The 8,073-nt window shown below is 61.0% G+C and carries 12 protein-coding genes; 10 read left to right on the forward strand and 2 right to left on the reverse strand.

The features are described 5' to 3' along the window. Position 1: 1 nt before the first annotated feature. Both RMO57_RS12745 and RMO57_RS12750 read left to right on the forward strand, forming a co-directional pair. Positions 2 to 745: an SDR family NAD(P)-dependent oxidoreductase gene (locus RMO57_RS12745; RefSeq protein ID WP_310387146.1), complete on the forward strand. Its 744-nt coding sequence runs from the start codon at positions 2 to 4 to the stop codon at positions 743 to 745. After that, complete coding sequence (locus tag RMO57_RS12750) at positions 742 to 1,179, forward strand: nuclear transport factor 2 family protein (protein ID WP_310387148.1); 438 nt, start codon at positions 742 to 744, stop codon at positions 1,177 to 1,179. The genes RMO57_RS12745 and RMO57_RS12750 overlap by 4 nt, the downstream gene beginning before the upstream one ends. A gap of 18 nt (positions 1,180 to 1,197) precedes the next feature. On the opposite strand, the gene corA is transcribed toward RMO57_RS12750, so the two are convergent. Next, complete coding sequence (corA, locus tag RMO57_RS12755) at positions 1,198 to 2,172, reverse strand: magnesium/cobalt transporter CorA (RefSeq protein WP_310387149.1); 975 nt, start codon at positions 2,170 to 2,172, stop codon at positions 1,198 to 1,200. Positions 2,173 to 2,606: 434 nt separating this feature from the next. Between corA and hpf the strand changes: the two genes are divergently transcribed. The 3 genes from hpf (at position 2,607) to hprK (ending at position 4,682) form a co-directional block, all read left to right on the forward strand. Continuing rightward, complete coding sequence (hpf, locus tag RMO57_RS12760) at positions 2,607 to 2,960, forward strand: ribosome hibernation-promoting factor, HPF/YfiA family (RefSeq protein ID WP_310387150.1); 354 nt, start codon at positions 2,607 to 2,609, stop codon at positions 2,958 to 2,960. Positions 2,961 to 3,221: 261 nt separating this feature from the next. Further along, positions 3,222 to 3,692: a PTS sugar transporter subunit IIA gene (locus tag RMO57_RS12765; protein ID WP_310387151.1), complete on the forward strand. Its 471-nt coding sequence runs from the start codon at positions 3,222 to 3,224 to the stop codon at positions 3,690 to 3,692. A 27-nt stretch (positions 3,693 to 3,719) separates the two neighbouring features. Next, positions 3,720 to 4,682 carry an HPr(Ser) kinase/phosphatase gene (gene hprK, locus RMO57_RS12770; protein ID WP_310387153.1) on the forward strand — a complete coding sequence of 321 codons (963 nt, stop codon included), beginning with the start codon at positions 3,720 to 3,722 and terminating at the stop codon, positions 4,680 to 4,682. A 73-nt stretch (positions 4,683 to 4,755) separates the two neighbouring features. Here the strand turns inward: hprK and fur are convergent, their stop codons facing one another. After that, on the reverse strand, positions 4,756 to 5,184 hold the full coding sequence (fur, locus tag RMO57_RS12775) for a ferric iron uptake transcriptional regulator (RefSeq protein WP_310387155.1): 429 nt from the start codon (positions 5,182 to 5,184) through the stop codon (positions 4,756 to 4,758). Positions 5,185 to 5,290: 106 nt separating this feature from the next. Here fur and RMO57_RS12780 point away from each other — a divergent pair, with 106 nt between their 5' ends. The 5 genes from RMO57_RS12780 to RMO57_RS12800 all read left to right on the forward strand — a co-directional run. Then, positions 5,291 to 5,854, forward strand: coding sequence for an outer membrane protein assembly factor BamE (locus tag RMO57_RS12780; RefSeq protein ID WP_310387157.1), 564 nt, complete (start codon positions 5,291 to 5,293; stop codon positions 5,852 to 5,854). After that, positions 5,851 to 6,657: a 4-hydroxy-tetrahydrodipicolinate reductase gene (gene dapB / locus RMO57_RS12785; RefSeq protein WP_310387159.1), complete on the forward strand. Its 807-nt coding sequence runs from the start codon at positions 5,851 to 5,853 to the stop codon at positions 6,655 to 6,657. Before RMO57_RS12780 ends, dapB begins: the two co-directional genes overlap by 4 nt. 5 nt (positions 6,658 to 6,662) lie before the next feature. After that, positions 6,663 to 7,319, forward strand: a complete 657-nt coding sequence (locus RMO57_RS12790; protein WP_310387166.1) for a MotA/TolQ/ExbB proton channel family protein — start codon at positions 6,663 to 6,665, stop codon at positions 7,317 to 7,319. Positions 7,320 to 7,322: 3 nt separating this feature from the next. After that, positions 7,323 to 7,739: a biopolymer transporter ExbD gene (locus tag RMO57_RS12795; RefSeq protein ID WP_310387161.1), complete on the forward strand. Its 417-nt coding sequence runs from the start codon at positions 7,323 to 7,325 to the stop codon at positions 7,737 to 7,739. Positions 7,740 to 7,780: 41 nt separating this feature from the next. Continuing rightward, positions 7,781 to 8,073: class I tRNA ligase family protein (locus RMO57_RS12800; RefSeq protein WP_310387164.1), on the forward strand; the 293-nt coding region annotated here is incomplete at its 3' end.

The following is an 8,073-nucleotide window of genomic DNA, read 5'->3' on the forward strand; positions in this document are numbered from 1 at the left end:
GGTGTGGCTGGTCGGCGCATCCAGCGGCATCGGCCAGGCCTTGGCGCACAGCCTTCATGTGGCCGGCGCGCGGGTGGTCGTGTCGGCGCGCCAAGCCGAGTTGCTGCAGGTGTTTGCCAGCGAACACCCGGGCAGCGTGGCCATGCCGCTTGATGTGCTGGACGCGCCGGCCCTGCAGCAGGCCTGTCGCTCCATCGTGCAGAGCCACGGGCGCATCGACCTGACGATTTATTGCGCCGGCTACTACCAGGCGATGCGGGCGCAACAGTTTTCGCTGGTCGAGGCCAAGCGGCATATCGATGTCAACTATGGGGGGGCACTGAACCTGCTTGATGCCTTGCTGCCCCAGCTCTTGCTGCAGACGCACCAAGGCTGCGCAGGCCACATCAGCTTGGTGTCCAGCGTGGCCGGCTTTCGCGGCCTGCCCAAGTCACTCGCTTACGGCCCGTCGAAAGCGGCCTTGAGCCATTTGGCCGAGGCGCTTTATTTGGACTTGTCCGGCGAGGGCATCGGCGTCTCGGTGATCCACCCTGGCTTTGTCGAAACGCCCTTGACGGCGCAAAACGACTTCAAAATGCCGGCCTTGATCAGCCCCGAGGCGGCCGCCGCGGCCATCATCAAGGGCTGGCAACAAGGCAAGTTCGAAATCCATTTTCCCAAACGATTCACGCTGTGGCTGAAGGCTTTGAGCCTGCTCGGCCATGGCCCCTACTTTGCCCTGATCAAGAAGTTGACGAATTCATGACGAGCACACATGCCGACCCGCGCGCTGGGGCAGCGATCCATTTCTTCGAACACCTAGCGGCAAGCGATGTGGAATGGATGGGCAGGCGCTACACCGAACAGGCCTTCTTCAAAGACCCCTTCAACGAAGTGCGCGACTTGATCGGCGTGCAGCGCATCTTTGCCCATATGTTCGCGTCACTCGATGAGCCGCGTTTTGTGGTGCTGGACGCCTTGGTGCAGGGCGAACAGTGTTTTCTGACCTGGGACTTCAATTTCCGCTTGAAGGGTCAGCCGCAAGCCCGCCACATTCACGGCAGCAGCCATCTGCGCTTTGGGCCTGACGGGCGCATCACTTATCACCGCGACTACTGGGACGCGGCCGAAGAGTTCTACGAAAAACTGCCCTTGCTGGGCGGCCTGCTGCGTTTGATCAAACGCCGGCTCAGGGTCTGAAGCCCCGGCAAGTGGCTATCAACGCAACCAGCCCTTGCGGCGGAAGTAGATAAACGGCGCCGCCACCGAGGCGGCCATCAGGCCGAGCGCGAACGGGTAGCCCCAGCTGTAGTCCAGCTCGGGCATGTAATTGAAATTCATGCCGTAGACGCTGGCGATCAGCGTCTGCGGCAGCAGCGCGACGCTGGCCACCGAGAAGATCTTGATGATCTTGTTCTGGGTGATATTGATGAAACCGACCGTCGCGTCCATCAAGAAGTTGATCTTGTCGAACAAGAAGGCGGTGTGCGAGTCGAGCGAATCGATGTCGCGCAGAATCTGCCGCGACTCCTCGAACTGCTCGGCATTCAGCATCCGGCTGCGCATCATGAAGCTCAAGGCACGCCGCGTGTCCATCACATTGCGGCGGATGCGGCCGTTCATGTCTTCTTCGCGCGCGATCGCCGACAACACCTCGCCGGCCTCGGCGTCATTGACGTCTTTCTTCAGCACTCTGGCGCTGACGGTTTCCAGCTTGTCGTAGATGCCTTCCAGAATGTCGGCCGAATACTCGGCATCGGCGTCATAGAGCTTGAGCAGCACATCCTTGGCGTCCTCGATCAAGGCCGGGATGCGCCGTGCGCGCAGGCGCAACAGGCGGAACACCGGCAGGTCTTCGTTATGGATCGAGAACAGCACATTGTTGTAGAGGATGAAGGCGACGCGCACATTGCGGGTGTTGGCGTCGTCGTCGATCAAGAAGTCGGAGCGGATATGCAGCTCGCCGTTGTCTTCTTCGTAAAAACGCGCCGACTCCTCCAAGTCGTCGTCGACGATGTCCTCGGGGATGGTCAAACCGAAGCGGTCCTTGATCCAACCCTTTTCTTCGGCGCTGGGCAGCTCCAAGTCAACCCAAACCGGGCGCGATTGCGCTAAATCCTCGGCGGATTCAATTTCTTCTTGGAACAACCCCCCCTTCAGGCGGCCGTTGTCGAGCGTGAAAACATTCAGCATGCAGATCTCCAGCGCCATTGCGCCGCATTGAGTCTGGACGGGCTCGCCGTCCGGGAGTGGCAATTGGGTGCAACCGTCTCACTCCGGACCATCGACGCAGGGGCCGATCGGCGATGGGGCGGACGGTCACCTAGGGTGGTCGCTGTCCAAGAACTGGCTCCGAGGCTATGGGGTTTCAATTATCACTGACCGGCCGATCCCCAAGAGACGCGCCGCACGCATTTAAGTGTGCAAAAAGTCAAGTAGCGAGGAATCTGGATGGACTATGACCCTTCCAAAAACTGTAAAGCTCTTGTCACGAACGTCTATCCGGTGCAAACTGGATTTGCCGATTCACTACCAAAACCAGCCAAAGCGACCCAGCAATATCTCCACTCGTTCTTTGTATTTTTCTTCTCTCTGTCTTCTCGACTCCCCTTGTGAAAGGAGGCTTTATGAACCTGACAATCAGTGGCCACCATTTGGAAGTAACACCGTCTCTGCGTGAGTATGTACTCACAAAGCTTGACCGAGTGACCCGCCATTTTGACCAAGTCGTTGACATCAACGTCTTGCTCACGGTGGAGAAGCAAAAGGAAAAAGAACGTCGGCAAAAGGCCGAAGTCACCGTACATGTGAAGGGACGCGACATCTTCGTTGAACAATCCGCCGAAGATCTGTATGCCGCCATTGATCAATTGATGGACAAGTTGGATAGGCAGGTCTGCCGCCACAAGGACAAGCTGCAAGATCACCACCACGTTTCCGCTAAGCGTCTGGCAACTTCAGCCCCCGGGGCTGATTCCTAAATCCAGGCGCCTTGGCCAAGCGATTTGTTTGGCTCTCAGCAAGGCGATCCGCGGGTCGCCTTTTTGCTGCCTGCAAGCGGCGGACCTTGTGAACTTTCGCTATTTACAAAAATATGTTGCTGTGCAGCAGCGATCTGTGCGATTGTTCACCCGAGCTTGCCGACCAAGGCCCCATCGCTCTGCTAGTTTTCTATAATTCAGCGCTTAGATATTGAATAAGCGCCCAGCCTAAGGCATCTGCCCGAATCAGCGCTTGACACCATGAACCGTCTCGCAGCCATCCTCCCGTCCAGCAATGTGCTGGTAAATGTGGACGCTTCCAGCAAGAAGCGTGTTTTTGAACAAGCCGGCTTGCTGTTCGAGAACCATCATGCGATCTCGCGTGCCTTGGTTACCGACAACCTGTTTGCGCGTGAGCGGCTAGGTTCGACCGGCCTCGGCCACGGCGTGGCTATTCCTCACGGTCGCATCAAAGGGCTGAAAAATCCACTCGCGGCGGTGCTGCGTATACAGCAGGCGATCGGTTTCGACGCGCCCGACGACGAGCCAGTCAACCTGTTGATCTTCTTGCTGGTGCCCGAAGCGGCAACCCAGCGACACCTGGAAATTTTGTCGGAAATCGCAGAAATGCTGTCCGACAGAGAGTTGCGAGAACGTCTCAAAGTCGATACCGACGCGGCCACATTGCACGGTTTGATCGCCGCATGGGAACCCCTAAAATCGGTGGCCTGATCAAGCCAAAAACCGGCAAATTCCTCAGTGAAACCTACCTCCATCAGTGCCGATCGACTTTTTGAAGAACATCGGGGGGCGCTGCGGTGGGAATGGATTGCCGGCCATGCGCACCCCGAACGCCGCTTCGATGAAGCCGCGGTGCGAGACGCCCAATCGGCTGCCGATCTGGTCGGTTACCTCAATTACATCCACCCCTACCGGGTGCAGATCGTCGGACGCCGCGAGGTCGCCTATTTAAGCGAGGCCACCGGCGAGGTGCTGGATCGGCGGATTTCCCGCATCGTCACGCTGGAGCCGCCCGTCATCATCGTCGCTGATGACCAGGTGCCGCCGGATCGCTTGGTGGCGATGTGCGACCGAGCCGAGATCCCGATGTTCGTCACCGCCGAGCCAGCCGGCCATGTGATCGACGTGGTGCGTGCCTATTTGGCCCATTTATTTGCCAACCGCACCACCCGCCACGGCGTCTTCATGGACATTCTGGGCCTGGGCGTACTGCTGACCGGCGAATCCGGCCTAGGCAAAAGCGAGCTCGGCCTGGAGCTGATTTCGCGCGGCCATGGCCTGGTGGCGGATGACGCGGTCGATCTGTTCCGCATCTCGCAGACCGCCATCGAGGGCCGCTGCCCTGAACTGCTCTTGAATCTGTTGGAGGTACGCGGCATCGGCCTGCTCGACATCAAGGCCATCTTTGGTGAAACCGCGGTGCGCCGCAAGATGCGCCTGAAGCTGATCGTCCACCTGGTGCGCAAGGAAACGATGGAGCGCGACTTTGAGCGCCTGCCCTACGAGCCGCTGTACGAAGATGTGATGAGCACGCCGGTGCGCAAGGTCATCATCGCCGTCGACGCGGGGCGCAATCTGGCCGTGCTGGTCGAGGCGGCAGTGCGCAACACGGTGTTACAGCTGCGCGGCATCGACACCTACCGGGAGTTCGTCGAACGCCATCAGCGCGCGATTGAACAGGGCCAACTCGACGAGAGCTGACATTTCACGGTTCCCCGCAAAAGGCCAGCACGCGCCGGCGTGAAGCCAACCGGCCTGACCGTCCTAGCCAAAACTAGCTGCTGCGGTGCGGGCAGTCCGTCTTGACGCAGGCGGCGTACAGCGCCAGCGAATGCTCTTGCAGCTCAAAACCGCGCGAACGCGCAATCGAATGCTGGCGCTCCTCGATTTCCGCGTCGAAGAACTCCTCCACGCGCCCGCAGGTCAGGCAGACCAAATGGTCGTGGTGATGGCCCTGGTTAAGCTCGAACACCGACTTGCCCGACTCGAAATGATTGCGTGACAGCAGGCCGGCCTGCTCAAACTGCGTCAGCACGCGGTAGACGGTGGCCAAGCCGATATCGGCGTCCTCGGTCAGCAAGGCCTTGTAAACATCTTCGGCCGTCATGTGGCGCTGTGCGGTCTTCTGAAAGATTTCGAGAATCTTGATGCGCGGCAACGTCGCCTTGAGGCCGCTGTTCTTGATTTCTTCGCTGCGATTCATGACTGGATGGGGTGGGCGTCGCCCCCCATGGGCCTGCCGCTAGAATGTGCCGATCATAGCCAGCTCCGGCTTCCTTGAGCAGACCCAGCCTTTACAGAATCTCCTCATGCGCCCGAATTTTAGAAATGCCTCGTCAATTCATCTGGGTCTGCCCGCGCTGACCCTTGCCCTGACCGGCTTACTGAGCGCTTGCTCCTACATGCCCTCGGTGTCGGGTGACAAGGTGCTGGGCTTGGTGCGGCCCTACCGGGTCGACGTCGTACAAGGCAATGTCTTGACCACCGAGCAGGTCGCCAAGGTCAAGCCGGGCATGAGCCGGGCGCAGGTGCGGGACCTGCTGGGCACGCCGCTCTTGACCGACATCTTCCATGAGGATCGCTGGGACTATATGTTCACGATCCGGCGTCAAGGGATAACGTCGCAACAGCGCCAAGTGGTGGCCTGGTTTGACGGCGACGTCTTGAAGCAACTCGACCTGCCCCCGGATCTGCCGTCGGAGAACGAGTTCGTGACCGCCATCAACACCCGCGAGCTGCGTGGCGAGACGCCCAAATTGGCGCTGACCGAGGTGGAGCGCAAGGCCCTGCCGGTGCCGCCCAAACCGCCCGCGCCGGCGGCCGAAACCATTGGTGCGCAGCGCAGCTTTCCGCCGCTGGAAGCACCGAAATGAGTTTGCGCATCGCCATCGCCGGTTGTTCCGGCCGCATGGGCCGGATGCTGATTGAAGCGGTGGTGGGCAGCGCCGACTGCCATTTGCACGGCGCCTTGGTCAGGGCGGACAGCCCCATGATTGGGCAGGACGCCGGTGCCTTTGTGGGCAAGGCCAGTGACGTGCTGGTGACGGCCGATCTGCAGCAAGCGCTGCGCGGCGCTGATGTGCTGATCGACTTCACCCGCCCCGAGGCCAGCATGGCGCATTTGGCAGTCTGCCGCGAGTTGGGCGTCAAGGTCGTCATCGGCACCACCGGCTTTGATGCCGCGCAGAAAGCCTTGATCGGCGAGCATGCCCGCCATATCGCCATCATGATGGCGCCCAATATGAGCGTCGGCGTCAACGTCGTGTTGCGTTTGCTGGACTTGGCGGCCCGCTCGCTCAACGAAGGCTATGACATCGAGATCATCGAGGCCCATCACCGCCACAAGGTCGATGCGCCCAGCGGCACCGCGCTGCAAATGGGCGAAGTCGTCGCCAACGCCTTGGGCCGTGACCTGAAAGCCTGCGCCATCTATGGCCGCGAAGGTGTCACGGGCGCACGCGACCCGTCAACGATAGGCTTTGCCACCATCCGCGGCGGCGATATCGTCGGCGACCACACCGTCCTGTTTGCCGGCACCGGCGAGCGCATCGAGATCAGCCACAAATCCAGCAGCCGCGTCACCTATGCCCAGGGAAGTTTGCGCGCCGCACGCTTCCTGGCCGACCGGCCGGCCGGGCTCTACGACATGGGCGATGTGCTGGGGTTGCCAGCATGACCGGCATGGGCGGCTTCAGCGAGTTCTGGAGCCAGAGCGACGGCGTCGGCCGCGCGGTGGCGCTGATCTTGCTGTTGATGTCGGTCAGCGCCTGGGTGGTGATTTTCTGGAAGAGCTGGACCTTGCGCCGAACGCGCCAAGGCATGGCCCAGGCGGTGCCGGCCTTTTGGGCAGCCACCGACTTGGCCAGCGGCCGGGCCGCCTTGGAAGCATTTGATGAGGAAGCCGTCTTGCTGCCTTTGCTGGACGCCGCCACGGCCGCCGCCCAGACCGGCACGCTGGAAGGCGCCGGAAAACGCGAGTCGCGCTTGACCCGCCGCCTGCGCGACGCCTTGCACCGCGTGCTGGCGCGGCTGCAGTTCGGCCAGGTGCTGCTGGCCTCGATCGGCAGCGTCTCGCCCTTTGTCGGCCTGTTTGGCACCGTCTGGGGCATCTATCACGCCCTGGTCAGCATCTCGGCCGGCGGCAACATCACGATCGAGAAAATCTCCGGCCCGGTCGGCGAGGCCTTGATCATGACCGCGGCCGGTTTGGCGGTGGCGATTCCGGCCGTCTTGGCCTACAACATCTTCGGCAAGCAGGTTGGTGACTGCGAGGCCGAGCTGGAAGGCTTTGCGCACGACCTGCGCGAGATGTTGGATCAGGACCGGCCCGCGGAGTAAGCGATGGCATTCGGCCGACTTGAGCGCACCGAGCGCCCCAAACCGATGGGCGAGATCAATATGACGCCGCTGATCGACGTCATGCTGGTGCTGTTGGTGATCTTCATGATCGCCGCACCGCTGATGAGCTCCTCGCTACGGCTGGATCTGCCTCAGAGCGAGGCGGCGACGCCCTCCGATGCGCCGAAATTCATCGCTGTGTCCTTGGCGCCGGACGGCGGACTCTATCTGGGCGAAGAAAAGCTGTCGACGCCGCAGTTCCAGCAACGGATCACCGAGCTGGGCCGTGCTAACGCCGAACTTGAGGTGCAGTTGCGTGCCGATAAGCTCGTGCCCTACGGCCAAGTCGCCGAGTTGATAGGCTGGGTGCAGTCGGCCGGCCTGAGCCGGATTGCCTTCGTCACCGAAGCACCGCAGTAGCTGTTGGCGGGCGCTGACAAGCCTGCACCTACAATTTGCGTATGAACGAAAAGTACGCACCTAACGAGATCGAAGCCGCTGCCCGGCAATACTGGAATTCCCGTGACGCCTACCGCGTCAGCGAGGATCAAACCAAGCCCAAGTTCTACGCCTGCTCGATGCTGCCCTACCCCAGCGGCAAGCTGCATATGGGCCATGTGCGCAACTACACGATCAACGACATGCTGGCCCGCCAGCTGCGCATGAAGGGCTTCAATGTCCTGATGCCGATGGGCTGGGATGCATTCGGTCTGCCGGCCGAGAACGCAGCGATGAAGAACGGCGTGCCGCCGGC

Source organism: Roseateles sp. (assembly GCF_031397715.1).
In the GTDB taxonomy this organism is placed as follows: domain Bacteria; phylum Pseudomonadota; class Gammaproteobacteria; order Burkholderiales; family Burkholderiaceae_C; genus Paucibacter_A.

What these genes read in the sequence shown, in the direction of transcription:
- RMO57_RS12750 (WP_310387148.1), top strand. Translation starts at nt 742, where the DNA reads ATGACGAGCACACATGCCGACCCGCGCGCTGGGGCAGCGATCCATTTC.
- corA (WP_310387149.1), bottom strand. Translation starts at nt 2,172, where the DNA reads ATGCTGAATGTTTTCACGCTCGACAACGGCCGCCTGAAGGGGGGGTTG.
- hpf (WP_310387150.1), top strand. Translation starts at nt 2,607, where the DNA reads ATGAACCTGACAATCAGTGGCCACCATTTGGAAGTAACACCGTCTCTG.
- RMO57_RS12765 (WP_310387151.1), top strand. Translation starts at nt 3,222, where the DNA reads ATGAACCGTCTCGCAGCCATCCTCCCGTCCAGCAATGTGCTGGTAAAT.
- fur (WP_310387155.1), bottom strand. Translation starts at nt 5,184, where the DNA reads ATGAATCGCAGCGAAGAAATCAAGAACAGCGGCCTCAAGGCGACGTTG.
- RMO57_RS12780 (WP_310387157.1), top strand. Translation starts at nt 5,291, where the DNA reads ATGCGCCCGAATTTTAGAAATGCCTCGTCAATTCATCTGGGTCTGCCC.
- dapB (WP_310387159.1), top strand. Translation starts at nt 5,851, where the DNA reads ATGAGTTTGCGCATCGCCATCGCCGGTTGTTCCGGCCGCATGGGCCGG.
- RMO57_RS12790 (WP_310387166.1), top strand. Translation starts at nt 6,663, where the DNA reads ATGGGCGGCTTCAGCGAGTTCTGGAGCCAGAGCGACGGCGTCGGCCGC.
- RMO57_RS12795 (WP_310387161.1), top strand. Translation starts at nt 7,323, where the DNA reads ATGGCATTCGGCCGACTTGAGCGCACCGAGCGCCCCAAACCGATGGGC.